Below are 24,958 nucleotides of genomic sequence, written 5' to 3'. Positions count from 1 at the left end.
CGTCGCGCCTCGGGCGCTCCCACGCCTCCGTGCACCGAGCCTCGCGGCGACATGAACGGCGACATGAACGGTGTCGTTCGGTGCGGTGAACCCGGATGCCGGGCCGCTCGGGCGAGCGGCCACGGCCCCCCGGGTCGTCAGCGGTAGCGGGCCTGGCCGGAGCCGGAAACGACCTCGCCGAGCACCCACGCCGGCACCCCGCGCTCCGTGAGCAGCCGCACCGCCTCGTCGGCGGCCTCCGGCGCGACGATCGCGGCCATCCCGACGCCCAGGTTGAACGTCCGGTCCATGTCCTTCTGCTCGATGCGGCCGTGCCCGGCGAGCACCGAGAAGATCGCCGGCGGCGTCCACGACGACCGGTCGAGCAGCGCGTCGAGGTGACCGGGCAGCGAGCGCGCCAGGTTGCCCTCGACGCCGCCGCCCGTGATGTGCGCGTAGGCGTGCACCTCCACCGTCCGGGCCAGGGCCAGGCAGTCGAGGGAGTAGATCCGGGTCGGCTCCAGCAGCTCCTCGCCGAGCGGCCGGCCCAGCTCGGGCAGCTCCGCCTCCAGCGACAGCCCCGCCTCGCGCACCACGTGGCGCACCAGCGAGTAGCCGTTGGAGTGGACGCCCGAGGAGGCGAGCCCCAGCACCACGTCGCCCTCGCGCACCCGATCGGGCCCGAGCATGGCCGACGCCTCCACGACACCCGTGCCGGCGCCCGCCAGGTCGTACTCGTCGGGCCCCATCGCCCCCGGGTGCTCGGCCGTCTCGCCGCCCACCAGCGCGGCGCCGGCCAGCCGGCAGCCCTCGGCGATGCCGCCGACGATCTCGGCGACACGCTCGGGCACCACCTTGCCGCAGGCGATGTAGTCGGTCATGAACAGCGGCTCGGCCCCGCACACCACCAGGTCGTCGAGGACCATGCCGACCAGGTCGATCCCGATCGTGTCGTGCTTGCCGTACCGCTGGGCGATCATGACCTTGGTGCCGACGCCGTCGGTGGAGGTCGCGAGCAGCGGCCGCTCGTACTTCAGCAGCGCCGAGGCGTCGAACAGCCCGGCGAAGCCGCTCGCGTCGTCCACGACCTCGGGCCGGCGCGAGCGGGCCACCTTGTCCTTCATCAGCGCGACCGCGCGCTCGCCCGCCTCGATGTCGACACCGGCGGCCTCGTAGCTCGTCACGCCTTGCTCTCCAGTACGTACTTGCCGACGTTGTCCTGGTCGATGGGGATGGGGTACGAGCCGTCGAAGCAGGCCCGGCAGAGCCGCTCGGCGGGGATCGTGGTGGCCCGGGTGAGCCCCTCCAGCGAGATGTAGCCGAGCGAGTCGGCGCCGAGCGAGGCCCGGATCTCCTCCACCGAGAGCGAGCCGGCGATCAGCTCGGCCCGGGTGGCGAAGTCGATGCCGTAGAAGCACGGCCACGACACCGGCGGCGAGGAGATGCGCACGTGCACCTCCTTGGCCCCGGCCTCGCGCAGCATCTTGACGATCGCGCGCTGGGTGTTGCCGCGCACGATCGAGTCGTCCACGACGACCAGGCGCTTGCCCTGGACCACCTCGCGCAGCGGGTTGAGCTTGAGGCGGATGCCGAGCTGGCGGATGGTCTGCGACGGCTGGATGAACGTGCGGCCGACGTAGGAGTTCTTCACCAGGCCCTGGCCGTACGGGATGCCGCTCGCCTCGGCGTAGCCCACGGCGGCCGGCGTGCCGGACTCGGGCGTGGGGATGACCAGGTCGGCGTCGACGGGGTGCTCGCGGGCGAGCACGCGGCCGATCTCGACCCGCGTCACCTGGACGCCCCGGCCGGCGATCGTGGTGTCGGGACGGGCGAGGTAGACGTACTCGAACAGGCACCCCTTGGGCTCGGCCAGCGCGAAGCGGCGCGACCTGACGCCCTGTTCGTCGATCGTGAGCAGCTCGCCGGGCTCGATCTCCCGGACGAACGTGGCGCCCACGATGTCGAGGGCGGCCGTCTCGGAGGCGACCACCCATCCGCGCTCCAGGCGGCCCAGCACCAGCGGGCGGATGCCCTGCGGGTCGCGCGCCGCGTAAAGGGTGGTCTCGTCCATGAACACGAGCGAGTACGCGCCCTTGACCTGCGGCAGGAGCTCCGCGGCCGCGTCCTCGACGGACCTGCTGCGGTCCTGGGCCAGCAGCGCAGCCAGCACCTCGGTGTCGGTGGTGGCCCTGGTCACGCCCGGGTTGAGGCGCTGCGCCAGCTCAGGGGTGTTGATGAGGTTGCCGTTGTGGGCCAGCGCCAGCCCGCCGACCTCGGTGGAGCTCAGCGTCGGCTGCGCGTTCTCCCACACGCTGGAGCCGGTGGTGGAGTAGCGGCAGTGGCCGATCGCCAGGTGACCGCGCAGGGTGCCCAGCACGGACTCGTCGAAGACCTGGGCCACCAGGCCCATGTCCTTGTAGACGAGAATGCGGCTGCCCTCGCTGACCGCGATGCCCGCGGACTCCTGGCCGCGGTGCTGCAACGCGTACAGCCCGTAGTAGGTGAGTTTGGACACTTCCTCGCCTGGTGCCCACACGCCGAAGACGCCGCAGGCGTCCTTGGGAGCTCGATCGTCGGGGTCCAGGTCATGGCCGAGCCGGCCGTCGCCTTTCAGCACGTAGTTCAGTTTAGGTCGGTCGCTTCGCTGCTCGTACACCCGGGTGCGGATCGCGGGCACAGGCGGGGAAACAGGGGTGTCTTGGACGCATGGTGTCCCAAGGATGGACGGGGTTTTACCGTGTCACACCCTTTCCGGGCTGCTGCGCGCGTAAGGGTGAAGTGTTCGGCATGCAAAACCCGTCGGGAGACGCAGACGTGACCACACCTGGGGATCCGAACCAGCCCCGCCCGGGGCAGGAGCCGCGCGAGGGCCGGGAGGACGGCGACGACTACCTCGGCTCAGGCGGCCCCTCGGCGCCCGACGAGGCCGGCGGCCCGTCGCCGGCCGGTCCGGGGACGCCGGAGCCGCCGCTCGGCCCGGTGCCTCCCGTCGTGCCACAGCCCGAGAGGCCGCGTCCCGGCGGTGAGCCGCGTCCCGCGCCGGCGCCGGAGCCCGGGGGTGAGCCGCCGGTGCATCCGCCGGGGCCCGACCAGCCCACCACGCCGGAGGTCCCGGACCCGACGCGGGTCCAGGGCGGCCGGCCGGGCGAGGAGGAGCCGGACGCGGAGAAGACGCAGGCGTACCCGGTGCCGGGCGGCACCCCGGCCTATCCCGGCTGGGAGGGCACGGCCGAGCCGCCTCCGACGCCGCCGGGCACGTCGGCCCCGTCCCGCTTCGAGCCGCCGTCCGGCGCTCCTGAGGGCGCGCCCGGCGCCGCGGGAGGCGCGCCATCAGGTCCGTACGCGGCCGGGGCCCCGTCGGGTCCGTACGCGGCGGGCACTCCGGCCTCCGGCCCGCCCGGGGCCGCCGGTTCGTACGGCGAGCCGGCCCCGCCCGGCACCTCGCCCTCCAGCCCGTACGGCGGGCCGCCCGGGGGAGGCCCCTACGGCCCCATGCCGGGCCCCGGTGGGTACGCGCCGCCGCCGCCCGGTGGCTACCCGCCCTCCTACCAGAAGGCCCCGCCGGGCAGCGGCCTCGCCACGGCGTCGCTGGTGCTGGGCGTGGCCAGCCCGTTCCTCGTGTTCGTCTGCTTCGCCGGCGTGCTGACCGCGATCCTGTCGATCGTGTTCGGCGGGGTCGCGCTCAGCAGGGGCGTGGGCAAGGGCCGCGCCCTGGCCGGGATCGTGATCAGCGTCCTCGCGCTGATCCTGTTCACGATCGTGGCCATGTGGTTCTGGAGCGTGGTGCAGGACTGCGGCCGGCTGCCCGGGCAGCTCGCCGACCAGTGCTTCCGGAGCAGGTTCCCCTGGATCGACCGTCCCCGGTAACGATCTGCGGGGTGTTCAGGCGAGGGGCAGGTGCGCGGACAGGTCCGCCCGTGCCCCGCTCGCCGCGACGGCGCCCTCGGCCACGGCCTCGCCCCAGCCCCGGCGGCCGACGGCCAGCTCGATCCAGGTGCGTGGGCTCATCTCCACGACGTTCGGCGGGGTGCCGCGGGTGTGCCGGGGCCCCTCGATGACCTGCGCCGCCGCGTACGGCGGGACCCGCACCTCGACCGTGCGGCCGGGCGCGGTCGTGGCGAGCCGGTCGAGCAGGTGGCGCACGGCCTGCCGGGCGGCGTCGCGCTCGGGCTCCAGGCCCCGGTCGTAGGCGGTCAGCACGGCCTCGACCAGCGCGCCGGGCAGCGCGGCGGCGGGGCCGTCGTACGCGGGCTGGTCGAGGGCGACGAGCTGGGCGTCGAGCGCGGCCCTCAGCTTCTCGGGGTCCGGTCTGCGTGGTGGCACCCGCCCATTCTGCTCCGTCCGGCGGTGGGATGAGCCCCGCCGGGTGCCCGTTTGCTCCCCGGGAGCGTTCATCGTCCCGGAGGTTCCCGTTCACCTCTGGTTCCGACACCAGCCGTAGCGTCCAGGCCGAACTACCGTGCACACCTTTGGAGTACCCGTGGCGAACCGGCACCTTCCGCTGCTCACCAGCCCGCACAAGTCCGGCCGTTCGGCGATGACCTGCCAGTTCCGCTGCGGCAACGCGTGCGCGCACGAGGTGGGCAACGCGAGTGGCAACGCCTACTTCGGCGACGTCGTGGCCGAGGCGCTGACCCGGCGGGGCGTGCTGCGCACCGGCGCCCTCGGCGCGCTGGTCGTGGGCGCCGGCGTGGCGGGCGCCGTGCCCGCGCTGGCCGAGCCGACCCCCGAGGCCGTCGCGGAGGACGCGGCCCTGTACAGCGGTGGCGGCGACCTGCGTTTCAGCCCCGTGCCCCCGAACAAGGACGACGCGCTGCGCGTGCCCGACGGCTACACCTCGGCCGTGGTGGCGCGCTGGGGCGACCCGGTGCTGCCCGATGCCCCCGCCTTCGACTTCGACAACCAGAGTGCCGAGGCGCAGGCCAAGCAGTTCGGCTACAACTGCGACTACGTGACGATGTTCCCGATGGGCCGCGACCGGGCGCTGCTGTGGGTGAACCACGAGTACACCAACGAGGCCCTGATGTTCCGCGGCTACAAGGACGGCACCGCGGCCCCCGAGGAGCAGATCCGGATCGCGCTGGCCGCCCACGGCGGCTCGGTGGTCGAGGTGGAGCGGGTGCGCGGCACCGGCCAGTGGAAGCTGGTGACGAGGGGCCGCAGGCGCTACAACCGCCGGATCACGGCGCTCACGCCGATGCGCTTCACCGGCCCGGCCGCGGGCAGCGACCTGCTGAAGACGGTCGGCGACCCGGCCGGGGTCAAGCCGGTCGGCATGCTCAACAACTGCTCCGGCGGCACCACCCCCTGGGGCACGGTGCTGACCGCCGAGGAGAACTTCGACCAGTACTTCATCAACGGCGACAAGGTGCCCGCCGCCCAGAAGCCGTACATCTCCCGCTACACGATCCCGTCCGGCATCGCCTCCGGCAACCGGCGCTTCGACCGCGTGGAGGAGCGCTTCGACCTGGCCAAGCACCCGAACGAGGTCAACAGGTTCGGCTGGGTCGTGGAGATCGACCCGTTCGACCCGGACGCGGAGCCGGTCAAGCGGACCGCGCTCGGCCGCTTCAAGCACGAGGCCGCCAACACGACGCTGGCCCGCGACGGCCGGGTCGTCGTCTACATGGGCGACGACTCGCGCTTCGAGTACGTCTACAAGTTCGTCTCCAAGGACCGCTACATCCACGGCTTCGACCGGCACAACCGCAAGCTGCTGGACGAGGGCACGCTGTACGTGGCCAAGTTCACCGGTGACAGCCCGGCGGCCGAGATCGACGGCTCCGGCAAGCTGCCGTCGGACGGCGCGTTCGACGGGTCGGGCGAGTGGATCCCGCTGGTCTCGGGCGACAAGTCGTTCGTGGACGGCATGACCGCCGCCGAGGTGCTGGTCTACACCCGCGCCGCCGCCGACAAGGTGGGCGCCACGAAGATGGACCGTCCGGAGGACGTGGAGCGCAACCCGGTCAACGGCGCCGTCTACATCGCGCTGACCAACAACTCCAACCGCGCCCCGGCGCAGGTGGACGAGGCCAACCCGCGCCCGTCGAACAAGCACGGCCACGTCCTGGAGCTGGTGGAGCGGCGCGACGACGCCGCCTCGACCGTGTTCGCCTGGTCGCTGGCGCTGGTCTGCGGCGACCCGAACGACCCCGCCACCTACTTCGCCGGCTACGACAAGACCAAGGTCTCGCCGATCTCCTGCCCCGACAACGTGGCCTTCGACCGCGACGGCAACCTGTGGATCGCCACCGACGGCAACGCGCTCGGCACGAACGACGGCCTGTTCGTGACGCCGGTGCGGGGCAGGGAGCGCGGGCACGTGCGCCAGTTCCTCACGGTGCCGATCGGCGCCGAGACCTGCGGCCCCATGGTCACCTCGGACCAGCGCAGCGTCTTCGTCGCGGTGCAGCACCCGGGCGAGGTGGACGGCGCCACCCCCGACAGCCCGGTCAGCCACTGGCCCGACGGCGAGGGCGGCCAGCCCCGGCCGTCGGTCGCGGTCACCTGGCACACCCAGGGCAAGAAGATCGGCGCCTGAAAAAGCTGTTGCCCTCAAGTTAACTTGAGGTCCTACGCTTCCATGCATGAGCATGGAAGTGATCGCATGGCAGCAGCTCTACTCGATGGGCAACCAGAAGGAGCGTCGCCCGATCTCCCGGGCGACGCTCCGCCGTGTCTGGGGCTTCGCCCGGCCCCACCGCCGCAGGATCACGCTGTTCCTCGGGCTCAGCATCGTGATGGCGGCGCTGGCGGTCGCGCCTCCCGTGCTCGCCGGCCGGGTGCTGGACGCGATCGGCAAGGGTGAGCCGCTCGGCGTCGTGGTGGGCCTGGCCGCGCTGATCGGCGGCCTGGCCGTCGCCGAGGCGGGCCTCGGACTGGTGAACCGGTGGCTGTCGTCCGGCCTGGGCGAGGGGCTGATCCTCGACCTGCGCACGGCCGTCTTCGACCACGTGCAGCGCATGCCGATCGCGTTCTTCACCAGGACCCGTACCGGTGCGCTGGTCAGCCGCCTCAACAACGACGTGATCGGCGCGCAGCGGGCGTTCACCGACACGCTGTCCAGCGTCGCGGGCAACGTCGTGACGCTCGTGCTGTCGCTCACCGTGATGGTCGGCATCTCGTGGCAGATCACGCTGCTGGCCCTGCTGCTGCTCCCGGCGTTCGTGCTGCCGGCGCGGCGGGTCGGCGTCCGGCTGGCCCGGATGCGGCGCGAGGCGGCCGACCACAACGCCGCGATGGGCACGCAGATGACCGAGCGGTTCTCCGCGCCGGGCGCGACCCTGGTCAAGCTGTTCGGCCGGCCGGTCCGCGAGTCGGAGGAGTTCGCCGCGCGGGCCCGGCGGGTGCGCGACATCGGCGTCCGCACCGCGATGGCGCAGTCGGTGTTCGTGACCGCGCTGACCCTGGTCTCCGCGCTCGCCCTGGCCCTCGTGTACGGCCTGGGCGGCTTCTACGCGCTGCGCCACCAGCTCGACGCGGGCTCGGTGGTGGCGCTGGCGCTGCTGCTCACCCGCCTGTACGCCCCGCTGACGGCGCTGGCCAGCGCCCGCGTGGACGTGATGAGCGCGCTGGTGAGTTTCGAGCGGGTCTTCGAGGTGCTGGACCTGGAGCCGCTGATCAAGGAGCGGCCCGGCGCGGTGGCCGTGCCGGAGGGGCCGGTCTCGGTGGAGTTCGACGACGTGCGCTTCGCCTACCCCTCGGCCGACAAGGTGTCGCTCGCCTCGCTGGAGGAGGTCGCCGCCCTCGACAACCGCGGCGGGGTCGAGGTGCTGCACGGCGTCTCGTTCCGGGCCGAGCCCGGCCAGATGGTCGCCCTGGTCGGCTCGTCCGGCGCGGGCAAGTCCACGATCGCGCAGCTCCTGCCCCGCCTGTACGACGTGGACGAGGGCGCCGTCCGGCTGGCCGGGGTGGACGTGCGCGACCTGAGCGCCGCCTCGATCCGCGAGACGCTCGGCATGGTCACCCAGGACGGTCACCTGTTCCACGACACGATCCGGGCCAACCTGCTGTTCGCCCGGCCGGAGGCGACGGAGGAGGAGGTCTGGGACGCGTTGCGCCGCGCCAGGCTCGGGGCGCTGGTCGAGTCGCTGCCCGACGGGCTCGACACCGTGGTGGGCGAGCGTGGCTACCGGCTGTCGGGCGGCGAGCGGCAGCGGCTGACCATCGCCCGCCTGCTGCTCGCCCGGCCCCGGGTGGTGATCCTGGACGAGGCCACGGCCGCGCTCGACTCCACCTCCGAGGCGGCCGTCCAGGAGGCGCTGGGCGAGGCGCTGGCCGGCCGTACCGCGGTGGTGATCGCGCACCGGCTGTCCACGGTCCGCGCGGCCGACCAGATCCTGGTGATCGAGGACGGGCAGGTCGTCGAGCGGGGCACCCACCCCGAGCTCCTCGCCGCGGGCGGCCGCTACGAGGAGCTGTACCGCACTCAGTTCGCCGAGCCGGCGGTAACCGGGGTGGCCGGGGCCGCCTGAGCGGCCGGGCCGCCCTCCGGGGCGTCGGACGCCCGCCGGGAGCGCAGCGCGTACAGGCTGACCGGGACGCCCACCAGCACGATGGTCGCGGCGACGACCAGCGTGAACCGGTAGGCGTCCACGAAGGCGGCCGGGTCCGCGCTGCCGCCCCGGTGGGCGTTCAGGAGCGCGCCGAGGACCGTGATGCCGAGCAGCCCGAACACCTGACGGGAGACGTTCAGCACGCCGGAGGCGACGCCCGAGCGGCCCGCGGGCATCGCGCCGACCACGGCGGCGGTCAGCGGGACCAGCATGCCGGCGCCGACGCCGTACAGCACGAACCAGGGCAGCACGTCGCCGTAGCCGCCGTCGGCGCCGACACCCGACATCAGGTAGAGCGCGACGCCCATGAGCGCGATGCCGGCGGCCACGGTGCGGGCGATGCCGATCGCCGCGCTGATCCGCTGCGACAGCATCGCGACGACCGCCATGACCAGGGCCATCGGCACGAACGCGGCGCCCGCCTCGATGGGGGAGAAGCCCAGCGTGTTCTGCAGCCACAGGGCGCTGAAGAAGTAGACGCCGAACACGCCGAACGACCACAGGCCGCTGGTCAGCGCGCCGCCGGAGAACACCCGCGACCGGAAGACCGACAGGTCGATCATCGGCTCGGCGGCCCGCGTCTCCGCCAGCACGAACGCCACGGCGGCGGCCACCGCCACCGCGAGCGCGCCGAGGATCTCGGGGGAGGTCCAGCCGGCGCCCTCGCCCTCGATGAGCGCGTACGTCAGCGCGACCAGGGCGATGGCGGAGGTGGCCAGGCCGGGGACGTCCAGGCTGCGCCGCACTCGGGTGAAGGCGGGACGCACCGCCCACAGCGCGAGCCCGAAGGTCACCGCGCCGATCGGCACGTTGATGAGGTAGATCCAGCCCCAGTGCAGCCGCTCGCTGATGAACCCGCCGGCCAGCGGCCCGAGCGCCATCGACAGCGAGCCGGTCGCGCTCCAGATGCCCACGGCCCGGCCCCGCTCGCCGGGGTCGGGGAAGATCTGGCCGATCAGCGAGAGCGTGGTCGGGGTCAGCAGCGCGGCGCCGACGCCCTGGAGCGCGCGGGCCGCGATGAGCGCGGCCTGCCCGGTGGCCAGGCCCGCGGCCAGCGACGACAGCGTGAAGACGGCGAGGCCGGCCAGGAACGTCCGCCGAGGGCCGATCACGTCGGCGAGCCGGCCGCCGACCAGCATGAGCCCGGCGAACACCAGGATGTAGCCGCTCACGATCCACTCCAGCCCGGAGATCGTCAGCCCCAGCTCCCGCTGGATCGTCGGCAGCGCCACGTTGCCGATGTTGTTGTCGAGATAGGTCATGAAGGTGCCGAGCGTCACCGCTCCGAGCGCCCACCACTTCTTCCGGTCCACGGGAACTCCTATACGCCGTACTTGTACGTCGTATAGCTAACTTGTACGGCGTATAGTTGTCAACCGTGATGGGAAAACTGAGCGCGACCGCGATCGTCGAGCGGGCCCTGGAGATCGGCGACACCGAGGGGCTCGACGCCGTGACGATCCGCCGCCTGGCCACCGACCTCGGCGTCACGCCGATGGCCCTGTACTGGCACTTCAAGAACAAGGAACAGCTCGTGATCGGCCTGGCCGACCACCTCATCGCCGGGTTCGCGCCCGAGCCCGACGACGACCGGCCGTGGCGCGAGAGCATGCGCGACCTCATCGAGGGACTGGTCGGGCTGCTGCGCACCCACCCGTGCGCCAAGAGCGTGCTGGAGCAGGTCGACCAGGTCGCGGTGCCGAGCTTCCTCGCCGTCTGGAACCAGGCCCTCGGCCTGGCCCGGCAGGCGGGCTTCGACACGGAGCAGAGCTGCCTGATCTCCAAGTACATCCTGCAGAGCGCCATCGCCATCGCCGACGCGCCCGTCCACTACTCCGCGCGGTACACGCAGGAGGAGGCGGCCGAGATCGTCCGGCGCAAGCGGGTCGGCCTCCAGTCGCTGCCCGCCGACCGCTACCCGTACCTGGTGGAGATGGCGGCGCCCATGGTCGGCGGCATCTCCCGCGAGACGTACGACGTCTTCGGCGTGGACCTCATCCTCAGCGGCATCGAATCCCTGGCCGCCCGCCGTTAGGGTCTGATCATGACCTTCCAGCTCGTGTGCGAGATCGAGCCGCCGACCAAGCCCGACCTGAAGCGCGTGCGTCACCAGATCGGCACGCTGAGCACCGTCGCCGACACCTTCCTCATCCCCGACAACCACATCGGCCGGGCGACCGTGTCGAGCGTGGCCGTGGCGCACGAGGTGCAGGCGATGGGCGGGCGCAGCATCGCCTGCCTCAACTCCCGCGACCGCAACCTGCTCGGGTTCCGGCGCGACCTGCTGACGGCCGCCGCCTACGGCGTCGAGCGCTTCCTGTTCGTCTACGGCGACAAGCCGGCGAGCGGCAACCGCACCAGCGACCTGACGGTGCGCTCGATGATCGAGGAGGCCAGGGAGTTCTCACCGGGCGTCCAGGTCGGCGCGGCGGCCGGTCTGCGCCCCCTGCCCGCGTGGAAGCGGGCGGCCGACTTCCTGTTCGTCCAGGCCGGGTTCTCGATGGAGGCGCTGCTGCGCTGGCGCGAGGCCAACCAGGTGGAGGCGCCGGTGTACGCGGGCGTCATCGTGATCGCCAGCGAGCGCCACGCGCACGCCCTCTCGGCGGCGATCCCCGACATCGCGATCCCGGACGACCTGGTGCGCCGGGTGGCGGCCGACCGGATGGCGGGCGTGGAGGCGGCCTGCGAGCGGGTGCTGGCCATCCGCGACTCCGGGGCGTTCGACGGCGTCCATCTGATCCCGGTGAGCCGCTACCGCGACGTGGAGGCGCGCCTGTCCGGCGTCCTCAGATGAGGCCGAGCTTCAGCATCAACGCCCGGTCCAGGTCCGCAGCCTCGTGTGCTTCCAGTGCGCCCTTGAAGTCGCCCAGACGCGAGGGGGGCACGGAGTAGATCTGGTCAGTGAGAACGCGGGACTTCGTGCCGTCGAATTCGATCTCGGGGCGGTAGACGGCAGGTCCCGCGCTCGACGAGGTCAGGGCCACCGTCACCGTGCTCGTGGTGAAGCGGTCGGACTCAATGATCACGGCGTAGCGGCGGCCCTGCCGCTCATGGTCGCGAGTTGCCGGGAGCGCCTTGATCTCGTATATCGCGCCCCGGAAGATCACTCCGCCACGCCCATGAAGCGCTGGATCGCCAGCATCTCCGCCTGGTCGTCCGGGTCGTTCCGCAGTCGTTCCGCATCGGCCGCGGCCTGTTCGAGCAGCATCTCCTTGTAGGTGCGAAGGAGGGCGTAGCGGACGGCCTCCGATCGGCTGCGCGTCTCTCCCGCCAGCGCGCGCAGGGCGGTCTCCATCGCCTCATCGGTGCGGACGTTGAGCGTTCCCATGACCCGAATGTAACACACTTTGTAACACATCAGTCGCGGGAGCGGGCGAGGGCGGACAGGGCGGCGCCGAGGAGGGCGACGCCGCACAGCACCGTGTACGCCCGCGCGAACCCGTCCATCAGCCGCTCCACCCCCACGGGCGACAGCTCCGACAGCGTCCCCGCGTACACCTGGGCCCCCAGCGACGGCCCCACGGACGCGGCCAGCACGCTCAGCGCCAGCCCCACGCTGAGCACGACACCCACGTTCATGACCATGAGCCGGAACCCGTTGACCACCCCCAGGCTCCCGCCCGGCAGCGCCTGCATCACGTGCGTGGTGTTGCCGGTCAGGAACGCGCCGCTCCCGCACCCGGCCACGAACAGCCCCACGCCGATCGCCCAGTACGGCGTGCCGGCCCCCGCCGTCAGCGCGAGCGCCGCCAGCCCCGCCGCGCTCATCAGCGCCCCGCCCACGGCCAGCGCGTACGGCGAGACCCGCCGCCCGAGCGCGCCCGTGACCGGCGAGGCCAGAGCCATGCCCACCGGCACCGGCAGCACGCCGAGCCCGGCCGTGAAGGCGTCCACGCCCCGGGCCGCCTGGAAGTACAGCGCCGCCAGCAGGATGAGCGACGCCCGCGCCATCGCGTTGCAGAACGACGCGAGGTTGGCGCAGGCCAGCAGCCGCCCGCCGAACAGCCGCGGGTCCAGGACCGGATGCGCGGCCCGCCGCTCCACCAGCACGATCACCGGCGCCAGCACCGCGAACACCGCCGCGCCGGCGATCACCACCGGGGCGGTCAGGCCGGCCGAGCCCGCCTCCGACAGGGCCAGCAGCAGGGCCGACAGCGCGGCGAACACCAGCGCGTTGCCCAGCGCGTCCACCGGCTGCCGCGGCCCGCGGGGCATGCGGCGCAGCGTCATGGCGCCCCAGGCCAGCGCCACGATCCCGGCCGGCACGTTGACCCAGAAGATCCACTGCCAGCCGGCCGTCTCGGCGATCAGACCGCCCAGCGTGGGCCCGGCGAGCTGGGCCACCGACAGGGTGCCGATGTAGACGCCCATGCCCTGGCTGAGCCGGTCCGGCGGGAACGCGTCGGTGATGATGACGGTGCCGTTGGCCAGGATCATCGCCGCCCCGACGGCCTGCACCACGCGCATCGCGACCAGGAACCACACCCCGGGGGCGAACCCGGCCAGCAGCGAGGCGGCGGTGAACAGGGCGAAGCCCGCCAGGTACACCTCGCGCCGTCCCACCAGGTCGGCCACCCGGCCGAAGAACACCAGGGTGGCCGTGTTGACCAGCAGGAACGACAGCAGGATCCAGCCCGACTCGAACGGCCCCGCCCGGAAGTGCCGCACCACCGAGGGCAGCGCCACGTTGAGCGTGCTCCCGGCGATCCCGATCAGCACCAGGCCGAGGCTCGTGACCGAGCACACCCGCCAGGCGTAGCGCATCCGGGAGGAGTACTCGGCCGTCGAGCCGCGGGAGCCGAGCTCCTCAGCGCGCACGCTTGCGCAGCCCCTCCAGGTCGTGGATCACCACCCGCCGCCGGCCCGTCTCGATCAGGCCCCGGTCGCGCAGGGTGCGTAACGCCTTGCTCACCGCCTCGCGGGAGGCGCCGGTCCAGCCGGCCAGCTCGTCCTGGGAGAGCGGCAGCGCCACCCGCACCCCGCCGTTGGTCTTCTCGCCGTAGCGGTCGGCCAGCTCCAGCAGCCGCGTCGCCACGCGTCCGGTGGTGTCGAACGCGCCGTACTCGACGCGCTTGCGGTCGGCGTCGCGCAGCCGTCCGGTGATCAGCCGCATGAGCAGCACCGCCACCCGCCCATGGGTCTGGAGGAACGCGGGGAAGTCGCGGATCACGATGCCGGCGATCGGCTCCAGCGTCGTCACGGTCGCCGAGCGGGGCGAGCCGTCGATGGCGCACATCTCGCCGAGCAGGGCCCCCGGCCCGCGTACGGCCAGCACCACCTCGGTGCCGCTGCTGGTGTGCGAGGACACCTTGACCCGGCCCTCGGTCAGCACGAGCACCCAGTCGGACGTGTCGCCCTCGGACATCACGGTGGACCCGCGCTCCCACCGCCGTGGCCGGCCGGCGGCGCGCAGGGCCGCGACCTCGTCGGGGGTGAGCATGGAGAGGAACTCGCCGGGCTCAGGGTTCATGCGCCCGATTATGTCCGCGAAGTGGTCGCCCGATCTATGGCAAGGAGGTCAGAACGTACGCCTCGACGGGCTCCTCCTTGCCCTTGAGGCTCAGCTTCCCCAGCGGCGTGACCTCGGCGCCGTAGCCGAGCTGCCGCAGCGTGGTCTCGCCGACCACGACCGTGCCCGGCTCGGCGAGCGACTGGAGCCGGGCGGCCACGTTCACGCAGTCGCCCATGGCGTTGAAGCCGCGCAGCTGTGGGCTGCCGATGTTGCCCACGAGGGCCGGCCCGGTGTTGACCCCGACCCGGAACGTCGGCCACTCCACGTCGTCCACCCGCTCCCAGGAGACCTCCTCGGCGATCTCGGCGGCGGCCCGCTGCATGGCCAGCGCGGCCCGGCAGGCGGCCGCGGCGTGGTCCTGCTGCGTGGCGGGGGCGTTGAACAGCGCGAGCAGCGCGTCGCCGACGAACTGCACGATCGTGCCGCCGTTGTCGAGGATGCACGGCACGGCCGCCGAGTGGTAGCGGTTGAGCATCTCGACGATCTCGCCGGGCGTGACCCGTTCGGAGAACGTGGTGAAGCCCTTGAGGTCGGCGAACAGCGCGGTCAGCTCCTTGAGCTGTCCGCCGAGCTCCGCCTGCGACGGGTCGGCGAGCAGGGCCTGCGCCACGTCGGGCGACATGTACTGCCGGAACAGGGTGTCGAGCTCCTGGTAGAGGCGGGCGTTCTCCAGCGAGATCGACAGCTGGCCGGCCAGCGTGGCCGCCAGTGCCTCGTCCTGCGGGGTGCGGCCGACGGGCACCTCCAGCGCTCCGGCCAGCCGGCCCTTGACCGTCAGCGGGAAGGCGAGCAGGTGGTCGCGCCGCTCGGGCTGGTGACCGGGGAAGTCGTACTCGCGGGAGCCGATGTGGGCGCGGCCGTCCGAGACCAGGCCGATCCGCACCTCGCCGAACGCCTGGCGGACGCGTTCGAGCGCGTCGGTCAGCAGTTCGGTCTCGGGCAGGCCGACGCGGGTGCGCGTGCTCACGTCGACGAGCGCGGCCAGCCGTTCCGACAGCTCCCGCTCGTTGGCCAGCGCCTGGCCCGCCCGGTCGAGCACGGCGGCCTGGCCCTCGTTGAGCCGGAACTTGCCGGACAGCCGGGTCGCGGCCAGCGGCTCGCCCCGCCGTACGTGCTCGACCAGCTCCTCCAGCGCCTCGTCGTACTGCGCCCGGATGCGCGCCACGGTCGCCGACAGCGCCACCGAGTCGAACAGGCCCGCGCTCGACCCCTCGCGCCGGAACTGCAGGTAGGCGCTGTAGGCGACGAACACGAACGCGAAGGTCAGCAGGAGGTGCCACTCCCACCAGGTCAGGTGCCAGTTGTGCTGCGACATCCCGGCCGCCATCGACTCGGCGAGCAGCGCGTACGCGGTGATGAGGCTGACCAGCATCGCCGAGGGCCGCCGCCGGTGCAGCCGGAACATCATCACGGCCGCCGCCACGTACAGCACGATGCCGGGCAGTGAGGCCCACGCCACCCAGGAGGAGTACGCGGTCAGCGGCGGCTCGCTGAGCGGTGTCAGCCCGTCGACCAGCGACGCCAGCCCCCACAGGATCATGAAGCCGACCAGCGCGCCGCGGATCAGGTGGCGGGCGGCGAGCACGGCCGCCGCCGCCCGCTCGCCCAGCGGCAGCGCCGAGGCGAACGCGAACCCCGCGGCGACGGTGAGCCCGGCCTGCTGTCCGAGGTCGAACCCGACCGACCCGGTCGGCAGGATGACCCGGGGTGTGGCGAGCCCGTGCAGGAAGAAGAACCCGGCGCTGGTCAGGAAGACCATCGACACGAGGAACAGCCGGGCGTCCGCGCGCCGGGACGACGCCTGGCTGATGAGCCCGCCGAGCACCACGTTGATCCCGGCCACCATGATGATCATCCAGAAGTGGCTGGGGTTGTGCTGCCACATGACGTTCAGGTGCGGCTCGCTGAGCAGGAGCCAGAGGCCGAGCAGCGGCAGCGCCAGGTGAAGGGCCCAGACGACCCCCCGCACGGGCTGTGTGGCGGGCGGGAGGTAGGGGCTCTCCGTCGGCACGGTCATCCTCCGTCGCGTGGGCTGACCCGATTATCCATCGGGGGCGCCTCCGTCGAGTGCGTCCTTTTACGCGGAGCCGATCATCTTGACGGGTCAAGTCGTGTCAGCGACCCGAGTCACGAAATGTGTCGTGATGAACACGTTATGTAGTGGCTGTCATCCCCTGGAACGGTTGAAACGTGAACCTCATGCTCAACACGAGCAACAGTTCTTTGGAAGGAAAGCCGTGGCTATGAAGGTTCGCGGTGGGCGCACGCTCACGCTCGCCACTGTCGGAGCGCTCGCGCTGTCGCTCCTCGCCGTCGGTGGCGTCGCCACTGCCTCGTCCGGCGGCGAGGTGTACGCGTGCGTCAACAAGAAGTCGCGGTACGCCCGCATCGTCAACCCCTCCACCCCGTGCCGGAAGACCGAGATCCAGATGGTGATCGGCGGCGGCACCTCGACCACCACGGTCACGGAGGGCACGAAGGGTGACACCGGCGCTCAGGGCCCGAAGGGCGACACCGGCCCCCAGGGTCCCCGCGGTCCGCAGGGCCTGCCCGGCAAGGATGGCAAGGACGGCCTCAACGGCAAGAACGGTGAGGACGGCAAGGACGGGCTCAACGGGAAGAACGGCGTCGACGGCAAGGACGGCAAGGACGGCCTGCCCGGTAAGCCCGGCAAGGACGGCGAGGACGGCAAGGACGGCAAGCCCGGTCTCCCCGGCAAGGATGGTCAGGACGGTCAGGACGGGAAGAACGGCCTCCCCGGCAAGGACGGCAAGGACGGCGTCAACGGCAAGGACGGCGCCACCTACACGAGCTACACCAAGAGCGCCACGCTCAGCGGCGGCTCCGGCTCCGTCTCCTGCGGCACCGGCGAGCTGGTCACCGGCGGCGGCTTCAGCCTCAACCAGAGCTACCGGCCCCTGTCGAGCATGCCGAGCGGCAACGGCTGGTCGGTGACCGCGACCAAGGCCAACGACAACGACAAGGACTTCTCCGGCGGCGGCAGCGCCGGCAGCGTCTACGTCGTCTGCCTCAAGAAGACCTCCTGACCAGACGGCGAAGGGCCGGTACGGCGCACCGTACCGGCCCTCACCACGTCACAGACCTCAGCCGAACAGGGCGGGCAGGGTCCCCGTGTGGGTCTCGCGCAGCTCGGAGACCGGCACCTCCAGCACGCCCTCGACGACCAGCGCGTCGCCCCCGGTGACGCCCAGCCCGTAGCAGGGCACCTCGTGCTCGGCGCAGAGCGCGGCGAAGTCCTCGAACGCCTCCGGCCGAACCGTCACCAGCGCCCGCGCCGCCGACTCGCTGAACAGCCCGATGAACGGGTCGTCGTTGAGCGTCACGGTGGCGCCGACGCCCCGGGCGAGGCACGCCTCGGCCAGCGCGATCGCCAGACCGCCGTCGGACAGGTCGTGCGAGCCCTCCAGGAGCCCGTGCCGGGCGGCCTCGACCAGCACGGTGGCCAGCGCCTGCTCGGCCGCCAGGTCGGCCTGCGGCGGCAGCCCGCCGAGGTGACCGTGGACGACGTGCGCCCACTCCGACCCGCCGAACTCCTCGCGGGTGTCGCCGAGCAGCGCCACCCGCAGCCCCTCGCCGGTGAACCCGGACGGCACCCGCCGGGCCACGTCGTCGATCACGCCGAGCACGCCGACGACCGGGGTCGGGTGGATGGCGGCGGAGCCGGTCTGGTTGTAGAAGGAGACGTTGCCGCCGGTCACGGGCACGCCCAGGGTGCGGCAGGCGTCGGCCAGGCCGCGGGTGGCCTCGGCGAACTGCCACATGACCTCGGGGTCCTCGGGCGAGCCGAAGTTGAGGCAGTTGGTGACGGCGAGCGGCTTGGCGCCGGTCACGGCGACGTTGCGGTACGCCTCGGCCAGCGCGAGCTGCGCCCCCGCGTACGGGTCGAGCTTGGCGTAGCGGCCGTTGCCGTCGGTGGCGAGCGCGATGCCGCGCGTCGTCGGCTCGGCGTGCTCATGGGTGCGCCCGCTTCGGCCTTCGTTGGCTTCGCTCTCTCCGGCCGAGCTCCTGCGCACCGGTGCCATCACCTCGGAGATCCGCAGCATCCCCGCGTCGGCCGGCTGGGCCAGTACGGTGTTGGAGCGGACGTAGCGGTCGTACTGGGAGGTCACCCACTCCTTGCCGGCCAGGTTGGGCGAGCCGAGCAGCCGCAGCAGCGTCGCGCGCAGGTCGGCGGGCCGCTCCAGCCGGTCGGGGGTGTCGGCGTTGAGCGCGGCCTGACCGGCGGGCTCCTGGTAGGGGCGCTCGTAGACGGGACCCTCGTCGGCGGCGGTGCCCGGCGGGATGTCCACGATGACCTCGCCGTCCCACGTCATCACGAGGCGGCCGGTGTCGGTGACCTCGCCGATGACGGTGGCCGGCACGTCCCACTTCTCGCAGATCGCCATGAACGCCGGGATGTCCTCGGGGCGCACGACGGCCATCATGCGCTCCTGGGACTCGCTCATCAGGATCTCCTCGGGCCGCAGCGACGGGTCGCGCAGCGGGACGAGGTTGAGGTCGACGTTCATGCCGCCGGTGCCCTTGGCGGCCAGCTCGGTCGTGGCGCAGGAGACGCCGGCCGCGCCGAGGTCCTGGATGCCCACGACCACGTCGGCCGCGTACAGCTCCAGGCAGCACTCGATGAGCAGCTTCTCCATGAACGGGTCGCCCACCTGCACGGCGGGCCGCTTGGCGTGCGACTCGTCCTCGAACGTGGCGCTGGCGAGCACCGACGCGCCGCCGATGCCGTCGGGGCCGGTCGAGGCGCCGAACAGGACGACCTTGTTGCCGGGGCCGGGCGCGGTGGCCAGCTTGATCTGGTCCTTGCGCAGCAGGCCGACGCAGAGCGCGTTGACCAGCGGGTTGCCGATGTAGCAGGGGTCGAAGACGACCTCGCCGCCGATGTTGGGCAGGCCCAGGCAGTTGCCGTAGTGGCTGATGCCCTCGACGACGCCGGGCAGCACCCGCCGCGTGTCGGGAGCGTCGGCGGCGCCGAAGCGCAGCGCGTCCATCACCGCGATCGGGCGGGCGCCCATCGACATGATGTCGCGCACGATCCCGCCGACGCCGGTGGCCGCGCCCTGGTGCGGCTCGACGTACGACGGGTGGTTGTGCGACTCGATCTTGAACGTGGCCGCCCAGCCGTCGCCGATGTCCACCACGCCGGCGTTCTCGCCCATGCCGACGAGCAGCGCCTCGGACTTCGGCGCCTTGGTGGCGAACTGCCGCAGGTGCACCTTGGACGACTTGTACGAGCAGTGCTCGGACCACATGACGCTGTAGATGGCCAGCTCGGAGCCGGTGGGACGGCGGCCCAGGATCTCCTTGACCCGGTCGTACTCGTCCTGCTTCATCCCCAGCTCGGCGAAGGGCATCGGCTCGTCCGGGGTGCTGTGTGCTCGCTTGACGGAGTCGGCGCTCATGCGTTGACCAGCTTCTTGAGGATGGAGGTGAAGAAGCCGAGGCCGTCGGTGCTGGGGGCGCCGACGAGTTCCTCGACCGCGTGCTCGGGGTGCGGCATGATGCCGACCACGTTGCCCGCCTCGTTGGTGATGCCGGCGATGTCGTTGGTCGAGCCGTTCGGGTTGCCGACGTAGCGCAGGGCCACCCGGCCGGTGGCCTCCAGCTCGGCGATCGTGTCGGCGGAGGCGACGTAGCGGCCCTCGCCGTGCTTGATCGGCAGCACGATCTCCTGGCCCTGGCCGAAGGCCGACGTCCAGGCGGTGGCGTTCTGCTCGACGCGCAGCGGCTGGTCGCGGCACACGTAGTGGAGCGAGGCGTTGCGGGTCAGCGCGCCCGGCAGCAGGTGGGCCTCGCAGAGGATCTGGAAGCCGTTGCAGGTGCCGAGCACGGGCAGCCCGGCGCGGGCGGCCGGGATGAGCTCGTCCATGAGCGGCGCGAACCGGGAGATCGCGCCGCAGCGGAGGTAGTCGCCGTAGGAGAAGCCGCCCGGCAGGAACACCGCGTCGACCCCCTTCAGGTCGTGGTCGGCGTGCCACAGCGGAACCGCCTGCGCGCCCACGAGGTGCACGGCTTTGGCGGCGTCCTGGTCGTCGAGAGTTCCTGGAAACGTGACTACGCCCACACGGGCAGCGCTCATGACAGTCGTCCCCTTCTGAGGAATGCGCACGCGCGCCACCGTCTCTCAAGGGTGTACGGGGGCGGCTCACCCCAGGTTATCGGGTGCGGCCGGATGTTCCTCGCCGGGCATGCGCCGGAGGGTCGCGCGGGCGGTCAGACGGCGGCGAGCTCGCGGGGACGGGCCTCGGCCTCGTCGTCCCAGGACAGCAGCTTGCGCAGGTGGACCGTGGTGCCCCGGCCGGGAGTGACGCCGAAGGAGATCTCGTCGACCACGGAGCGCATGATGAGCAGCCCCCGGCCGTTCTCGGTGTCGGAGGGAGGGAAGTGCAGCGGCATGGAGGGGAGGCCGCCGCCGTTGTCTGCCACGCGCACGTCGCAGCGGCCGTAGCCGATCGCCGCGCTCACTTCGTACCGGTTGCCCGGACCGCCGTGCCGTACGGCGTTGGAGCACGCCTCGGAGACGGCGAGCAGCATGTCGGAGATGCAGGTCTCGCTCACGCTGAGCGAGCGCATCGCGTCTCCGAGCACCCGCCTCACCATCGGTATGCCGATCGCATCCCGGGGCAGTGCCAACGAGAACTCAATATCCACCGGACTCCTCCGGGCTCCGGAATGTCACCTGGAGTAGGTTTCCCCGTGAAAACGGGGCTAACCGCAAAATCACGCTGTTGTTATTTACTGTTGGCACGCCCGTGGCATTGTGGCACGCCCGAACCCGGCTTTAAGCCCCCAAGGGGAAATCCGGCCACCAAATGTGATGTCTAGCCCTCAACCCGGACGCTGTAGTCCTCGATCACGGTGTTGGCGAGCAGCGTCTCGGCCATCTTACGGACCTCTGCCAGCGCCGTCTCGTCGGCCGGGCCGTCCAGCTCGATCTCGAAGCGCTTGCCCTGGCGCACCTCCGACACCCCGGAGAAGCCCAGGCGGGGCAGTGCGCGGGCGATCGCCTGGCCCTGGGGGTCGAGAATCTCCGGCTTCAGCATGACGTCTACGATGACGCGCGCCACTGCGTTCCTCCTGGTACGGCGGGTTGGGAAAGCCAGCCTACCGGCGCGTGTGGCAGACGGTACAACGGGAACGGGGAAGTGCATGGGGCTTGCGCGGAGGGCTGTGACGTCTGCCACGATGTCCCCACATGCGTACGAACCACCACCACATGGTCCGACGCTCACAAGGCCGGCATGAGGTGGCAATCCCGCCCAAACTGGCCCCGACCGCACAGGAGTGGCACGTGACCGCCGACGCCTCTCGTGGTGCCGCAGCACCTCCGGAGCTCGTCCAGCTCCTCACCCCGGAGGGTGAGCGCGTTGAGCACCCCGACTACGACATCGACCTCAAGCCCGAAGAGGTCAGGTCGCTCTACCGCGACCTGGTGCTCGTCCGGCGCATCGACCTGGAGGCCGTCGCCCTGCAACGCCAGGGCGAGCTCGGCATCTGGGCCTCGCTGCTCGGCCAGGAGGCGGCCCAGATCGGTTCCGGCCGTGCCCTGACCGACGCCGACATGGCCTTCCCGACCTACCGGGAGCACGGCGTCGCCTGGTGCCGCGACGTCGATCCGGTCAAGCTGCTCGGCCTGTTCCGGGGCGTCAACCACGGGGGCTGGGACCCCAGGGAGCACAACTTCCACCTGTACACGATCGTCATCGGCAGCCAGACCCTGCACGCGGTCGGCTACGCCATGGGCGTCCAGCGCGACGACGCGCCCTCGGCCACCATCGCCTACTTCGGCGACGGCGCCACCTCCCAGGGCGACGTCAACGAGTCGTTCATCTGGGCCAGCGTCTTCAACGCGCCGATCGTGTTCTTCTGCCAGAACAACCAGTGGGCGATCTCCGAGCCGCTGGAGAAGCAGACCCGCATCCCCCTCTACCGGCGGGCCTCCGGCTTCGGCTTCCCCGGCATCCGCGTCGACGGCAACGACGTCTTCGCCTGCCTGGCGGTCACCCGGCAGGCGCTCAAGAACGCCCGCGAGGGCCAGGGCCCGACCCTGATCGAGGCGTACACGTACCGGATGGGCGCCCACACCACCACCGACGACCCCACCCGCTACCGGGTCGCCAGCGAGCTGGAGGCGTGGAAGCTCAAGGACCCCATCGAGCGGGTCAAGTCGTACCTGTTCAAGAACGAGCTGGCCGACCAGGCGTTCTTCGACTCCGTCGAGGCCGAGGCCGAGCAGCTCGGCGCCGACCTGCGCAGGCGCTGCCTGGCCATGCCCGACCCCGCGCCGCTCGACATCTTCGACCACGTCTACGCGGAGCCCCATCCGCTGATCGACGAGGAGCGCGCCCAGTACGCCGCCTACCTGGAGGGCTTCGAGCAGCGATGACGATCCTGAGCCTGTCCAAGGCGCTCAACGAGGGCATGCGCAAGGCCATGGAGGACGACCCCAAGGTCCTCATCATGGGCGAGGACGTCGGCAAGCTCGGCGGCGTCTTCCGCGTCACCGACGGCCTGCAGAAGGACTTCGGCGAGGACCGGGTCATCGACACCCCGCTCGCCGAGTCGGGCATCATCGGCACCGCCATCGGCCTCGCGCTGCGCGGCTACCGGCCGGTGTGCGAGATCCAGTTCGACGGCTTCGTCTTCCCCGCGGCCGACCAGATCATCACCCAGCTCGCCAAGATGCCGATGCGCTCGCTCGGCGCGATCAAGCTGCCCGTGGTCGTCCGCATCCCCTGCGGCGGCGGCATCGGCGCGGTCGAGCACCACAGCGAGTCGCCCGAGGCGTACTTCACCCACACCGCCGGCCTGCGCGTGGTCGCCTGCTCCAACCCCGCCGACGCGTACACGATGATCCAGCAGGCCATCCGCAGCGACGACCCGGTCATCTTCTTCGAGCCCAAGCGCCGCTACTGGGAGAAGGCCGACATCGACACCGCCGACACCGGCTGGTGGACCCCGCTGGACAAGGGCAAGGTCGTCCGCCCGGGCACCGACGCCACGCTCGTCGCGTACGGGCCGATGGTCAAGACCTGCCTGGAGGCCGCGAAGGCGGCCGAGGACGACGGCAGGTCCCTGGAGGTCATCGACCTGCGCTCGCTCAACCCGCTCGACACCCCGCTCGTCATGGACTCCGTCCGCCGCACGGGCCGGGTCGTGGTGGTGCACGAGGCGCCGGTCAACAGCGGGTTCGGCGCCGAGCTGGCGGCCCGGATCACCGAGCAGTGCTTCTACCACCTGGAGGCGCCGGTGCTGCGCGTCGGCGGCTTCTCCACCCCGTACCCCCCGTCCAAGCTGGAGGAGCACTACCTGCCCGACCTGGACAGGGTGCTCGACGCCGTCGACCGCTCCTTCGGCTTCTGAGAGGGGACTCGTTTTCATGCGACGTGAGTTCAAGCTCCCCGACGTCGGCGAAGGGCTGACCGAGGCGGAGATCGTCCGCTGGCACGTCAAGGAAGGCGACGCGGTCAAGGTCAACCAGATCGTCGTCGAGATCGAGACGGCCAAGTCGATCGTCGAGCTGCCGATCCCGTGGGACGGGGTGGTCGCCGGCCTGATGGCCGAGGCGGGGCAGACGGTGGACGTCGGCGTGGCCATCATCGCCGTGGACACGGCCGAGGAAGGCGGATCGCCCGCGCAGGCCCCGACCGGGCAGGCCGCGTCCGGCGCGGACGAGGCGCCCGGCCGTGGCGAGGCGCTGGCCGACGACATGGTGCCGCGGCCGCCCGCGGAGGGCGCCGTCGAGCCGGGCGTCCACGGCAGCCCGGCGCCCAAGGAGGAGCGCCAGGCGGTCCTGGTCGGCTACGGGGTGAAGACCGGCGCCACCAAGCGCCGCCCCCGCAAGTCCTCCCCGGCCGCCGCCCCCGCCGCCCCCGCCGGCGCGCAACGCGCGGCAGCCGCCCAGGCGGTGCCGGCGCAGCCCGCAGCCGTGGCGTCCGCGCCCGTTCCCGCCACGCCCGCTCCGGCCGCCCTCGCAGGTGCTCCGGCGGGCGCGCCCGGCCGGGTGGCGGTGCTCGCCAAGCCGCCGGTGCGCAAGCTGGCCCGCGACCTCGGCGTGGACCTGACCACGCTGACCGGCTCCGGCCCGCAGGGCACCATCACCCGCGACGACGTCCACGCCGCCGCCCGATCCCCCCAGCCCGCCGCGCCGGCTGGGGAGCGCGCGACGACCCGGACGGCGGAGCGCGAGGAGCGGATCCCGATCAAGGGCGTGCGGAAGATGACGGCCCAGGCCATGGTGGCCAGCGCCTTCACCGCTCCGCACGTCACCGAGTTCCTCCAGGTGGACGTGACCGAGACGATGGCGGCGGTCCGCCGGCTGCGGGAGCTGCCCGACTTCGCCGAGGTCAAGGTCTCGCCGCTGCTCCTCGTGGCCAAGGCGGTGCTCGTCGCCGCGCGGCGTCACCCGATGATCAACTCGGCCTGGGACGAGCAGGCCCAGGAGATCGTGGTCAAGCACTACGTGAACCTGGGCATCGCCGCCGCCACCCCGCGCGGCCTCGTGGTCCCCAACGTCAAGGACGCCCACGAGCTGTCCCTGCCCGACCTGGCCAGGCGGCTCACCGAGCTGGCCGAGACGGCCAGGGCCGGCCGCGCCCAGCCCGCCGACATGGCGGGCGGCACGTTCACGATCACGAACGTGGGCGTGTTCGGCGTCGACACGGGCACCCCCATCCTCAACCCGGGTGAGGCCGCGATCCTCGCCTTCGGCCAGGTCAGGGACATGCCCTGGGTGGTGGACGGCGAGCTGGCGGTGCGCAAGGTCACCACGCTGGCGCTGTCGTTCGACCACCGGATCGTGGACGGCGAGCTGGGCTCGCTGTTCCTCCGCGACGTCGGCGCCATGCTGGAGGACCCGCTGCGCATGCTCGCCTGGAACTGACGCGTGAAG

General features: G+C 72.0%; 22 protein-coding genes. 9 read left to right on the top strand and 13 right to left on the bottom strand.

Annotation, left to right across the window (positions count from 1 at the left end; all coding sequences use genetic code 11):
- Positions 1 to 137 precede the first annotated feature (137 nt).
- Both purM and purF read right to left on the bottom strand, forming a co-directional pair.
- Positions 138 to 1,163 carry a phosphoribosylformylglycinamidine cyclo-ligase gene (gene purM, locus HTZ77_RS12785; RefSeq protein ID WP_175589773.1) on the bottom strand — a complete coding sequence of 342 codons (1,026 nt, stop codon included), beginning with the start codon at positions 1,161 to 1,163 and terminating at the stop codon, positions 138 to 140.
- The gene (gene purF / locus HTZ77_RS12780; protein WP_175589772.1) at positions 1,160 to 2,596 is read right to left on the bottom strand and encodes an amidophosphoribosyltransferase; all 1,437 of its coding nucleotides are present in this window, start codon (positions 2,594 to 2,596) and stop codon (positions 1,160 to 1,162) included. The genes purM and purF overlap by 4 nt, the downstream gene beginning before the upstream one ends.
- A gap of 197 nt (positions 2,597 to 2,793) precedes the next feature.
- Between purF and HTZ77_RS12775 the strand changes: the two genes are divergently transcribed.
- Entirely contained in the window at positions 2,794 to 3,846 is a 1,053-nt protein-coding gene (locus HTZ77_RS12775) for a DUF4190 domain-containing protein (protein WP_175589771.1), read from the top strand.
- Between the two features lie 15 nt (positions 3,847 to 3,861).
- Here the strand turns inward: HTZ77_RS12775 and HTZ77_RS12770 are convergent, their stop codons facing one another.
- Entirely contained in the window at positions 3,862 to 4,302 is a 441-nt protein-coding gene (locus tag HTZ77_RS12770) for a sterol carrier family protein (protein ID WP_328808560.1), read from the bottom strand.
- Between the two features lie 214 nt (positions 4,303 to 4,516).
- Here HTZ77_RS12770 and HTZ77_RS12765 point away from each other — a divergent pair, with 214 nt between their 5' ends.
- Both HTZ77_RS12765 and HTZ77_RS12760 read left to right on the top strand, forming a co-directional pair.
- Entirely contained in the window at positions 4,517 to 6,520 is a 2,004-nt protein-coding gene (locus HTZ77_RS12765; RefSeq protein WP_175590245.1) for a PhoX family protein, read from the top strand.
- A 46-nt stretch (positions 6,521 to 6,566) separates the two neighbouring features.
- Positions 6,567 to 8,453, top strand: coding sequence for an ABC transporter ATP-binding protein (locus HTZ77_RS12760; RefSeq protein ID WP_175589769.1), 1,887 nt, complete (start codon positions 6,567 to 6,569; stop codon positions 8,451 to 8,453).
- Here the strand turns inward: HTZ77_RS12760 and HTZ77_RS12755 are convergent.
- A complete protein-coding gene (locus HTZ77_RS12755; protein WP_328808559.1) occupies positions 8,408 to 9,847 on the bottom strand; it encodes an MFS transporter in 1,440 nt (479 codons plus the stop codon). The genes HTZ77_RS12760 and HTZ77_RS12755 overlap by 46 nt on opposite strands.
- A 68-nt stretch (positions 9,848 to 9,915) precedes the next feature.
- Here HTZ77_RS12755 and HTZ77_RS12750 point away from each other — a divergent pair, with 68 nt between their 5' ends.
- Together HTZ77_RS12750 and HTZ77_RS12745 are read left to right on the top strand one after the other, a co-directional pair.
- Positions 9,916 to 10,569, top strand: a complete 654-nt coding sequence (locus HTZ77_RS12750) for a TetR/AcrR family transcriptional regulator (RefSeq protein WP_235994680.1) — start codon at positions 9,916 to 9,918, stop codon at positions 10,567 to 10,569.
- 9 nt (positions 10,570 to 10,578) lie between these two features.
- Positions 10,579 to 11,328 (top strand): methylenetetrahydrofolate reductase, encoded by a 750-nt coding sequence (locus HTZ77_RS12745; protein ID WP_175589767.1) that lies wholly within the window; start codon positions 10,579 to 10,581, stop codon positions 11,326 to 11,328.
- On the opposite strand, the gene HTZ77_RS12740 is transcribed toward HTZ77_RS12745, so the two are convergent.
- Genes HTZ77_RS12740 through HTZ77_RS48175 form a run of 5 tightly spaced genes read right to left on the bottom strand, consistent with a single transcriptional unit; the run spans position 11,321 to position 16,057 of the window.
- Positions 11,321 to 11,641 carry a type II toxin-antitoxin system PemK/MazF family toxin gene (locus tag HTZ77_RS12740; protein WP_175589766.1) on the bottom strand — a complete coding sequence of 107 codons (321 nt, stop codon included), beginning with the start codon at positions 11,639 to 11,641 and terminating at the stop codon, positions 11,321 to 11,323. The two genes, HTZ77_RS12745 and HTZ77_RS12740, sit on opposite strands and share 8 nt — an antisense overlap.
- Positions 11,638 to 11,862 (bottom strand): hypothetical protein, encoded by a 225-nt coding sequence (locus HTZ77_RS12735; RefSeq protein WP_205302596.1) that lies wholly within the window; start codon positions 11,860 to 11,862, stop codon positions 11,638 to 11,640. The genes HTZ77_RS12740 and HTZ77_RS12735 overlap by 4 nt, the downstream gene beginning before the upstream one ends.
- Before the next feature lie 29 nt (positions 11,863 to 11,891).
- Positions 11,892 to 13,352: an MFS transporter gene (locus HTZ77_RS12730; protein WP_328808558.1), complete on the bottom strand. Its 1,461-nt coding sequence runs from the start codon at positions 13,350 to 13,352 to the stop codon at positions 11,892 to 11,894.
- A complete protein-coding gene (locus HTZ77_RS12725) occupies positions 13,342 to 14,004 on the bottom strand; it encodes a Crp/Fnr family transcriptional regulator (RefSeq protein ID WP_175589765.1) in 663 nt (220 codons plus the stop codon). Before HTZ77_RS12725 ends, HTZ77_RS12730 begins: the two co-directional genes overlap by 11 nt.
- Positions 14,005 to 14,038: 34 nt before the next feature.
- Positions 14,039 to 16,057, bottom strand: a complete 2,019-nt coding sequence (locus HTZ77_RS48175; RefSeq protein WP_328808557.1) for an adenylate/guanylate cyclase domain-containing protein — start codon at positions 16,055 to 16,057, stop codon at positions 14,039 to 14,041.
- 232 nt (positions 16,058 to 16,289) lie between these two features.
- Here HTZ77_RS48175 and HTZ77_RS12715 point away from each other — a divergent pair, with 232 nt between their 5' ends.
- Positions 16,290 to 17,093, top strand: coding sequence for a collagen-like domain-containing protein (locus tag HTZ77_RS12715; RefSeq protein ID WP_235994650.1), 804 nt, complete (start codon positions 16,290 to 16,292; stop codon positions 17,091 to 17,093).
- A 57-nt stretch (positions 17,094 to 17,150) separates the two neighbouring features.
- On the opposite strand, the gene purL is transcribed toward HTZ77_RS12715, so the two are convergent.
- The 4 genes from purL to purS all read right to left on the bottom strand — a co-directional run bounded on the left by purL (position 17,151) and on the right by purS (position 21,134).
- Positions 17,151 to 19,469, bottom strand: coding sequence for a phosphoribosylformylglycinamidine synthase subunit PurL (gene purL / locus HTZ77_RS12710; protein WP_175589763.1), 2,319 nt, complete (start codon positions 19,467 to 19,469; stop codon positions 17,151 to 17,153).
- Complete coding sequence (gene purQ / locus HTZ77_RS12705) at positions 19,466 to 20,146, bottom strand: phosphoribosylformylglycinamidine synthase subunit PurQ (protein WP_175589762.1); 681 nt, start codon at positions 20,144 to 20,146, stop codon at positions 19,466 to 19,468. The genes purL and purQ overlap by 4 nt, the downstream gene beginning before the upstream one ends.
- 134 nt (positions 20,147 to 20,280) lie before the next feature.
- Positions 20,281 to 20,667, bottom strand: a complete 387-nt coding sequence (locus HTZ77_RS12700) for an ATP-binding protein (RefSeq protein ID WP_175590240.1) — start codon at positions 20,665 to 20,667, stop codon at positions 20,281 to 20,283.
- A 221-nt stretch (positions 20,668 to 20,888) separates the two neighbouring features.
- On the bottom strand, positions 20,889 to 21,134 hold the full coding sequence (gene purS / locus HTZ77_RS12695; RefSeq protein ID WP_175589761.1) for a phosphoribosylformylglycinamidine synthase subunit PurS: 246 nt from the start codon (positions 21,132 to 21,134) through the stop codon (positions 20,889 to 20,891).
- A 224-nt stretch (positions 21,135 to 21,358) separates the two neighbouring features.
- On the opposite strand from purS, the gene pdhA reads away from it, so the two are divergent.
- Genes pdhA through HTZ77_RS12680 form a run of 3 tightly spaced genes read left to right on the top strand, consistent with a single transcriptional unit; the run spans position 21,359 to position 24,949 of the window.
- The gene (pdhA, locus tag HTZ77_RS12690; protein WP_175589760.1) at positions 21,359 to 22,453 is read left to right on the top strand and encodes a pyruvate dehydrogenase (acetyl-transferring) E1 component subunit alpha; all 1,095 of its coding nucleotides are present in this window, start codon (positions 21,359 to 21,361) and stop codon (positions 22,451 to 22,453) included.
- Positions 22,450 to 23,430, top strand: a complete 981-nt coding sequence (locus HTZ77_RS12685) for an alpha-ketoacid dehydrogenase subunit beta (protein WP_175589759.1) — start codon at positions 22,450 to 22,452, stop codon at positions 23,428 to 23,430. Before pdhA ends, HTZ77_RS12685 begins: the two co-directional genes overlap by 4 nt.
- Before the next feature lie 16 nt (positions 23,431 to 23,446).
- Complete coding sequence (locus tag HTZ77_RS12680) at positions 23,447 to 24,949, top strand: dihydrolipoamide acetyltransferase family protein (RefSeq protein ID WP_175589758.1); 1,503 nt, start codon at positions 23,447 to 23,449, stop codon at positions 24,947 to 24,949.
- Positions 24,950 to 24,958 lie beyond the last annotated feature (9 nt).

It is taken from the genome of Nonomuraea montanisoli (assembly GCF_013363975.1).
In the GTDB taxonomy this organism is placed as follows: domain Bacteria; phylum Actinomycetota; class Actinomycetes; order Streptosporangiales; family Streptosporangiaceae; genus Nonomuraea; species Nonomuraea montanisoli.
The sequence above is the reverse complement of the archived record's forward strand: the minus strand, read 5'-3'. Positions and strand labels throughout refer to the sequence as shown.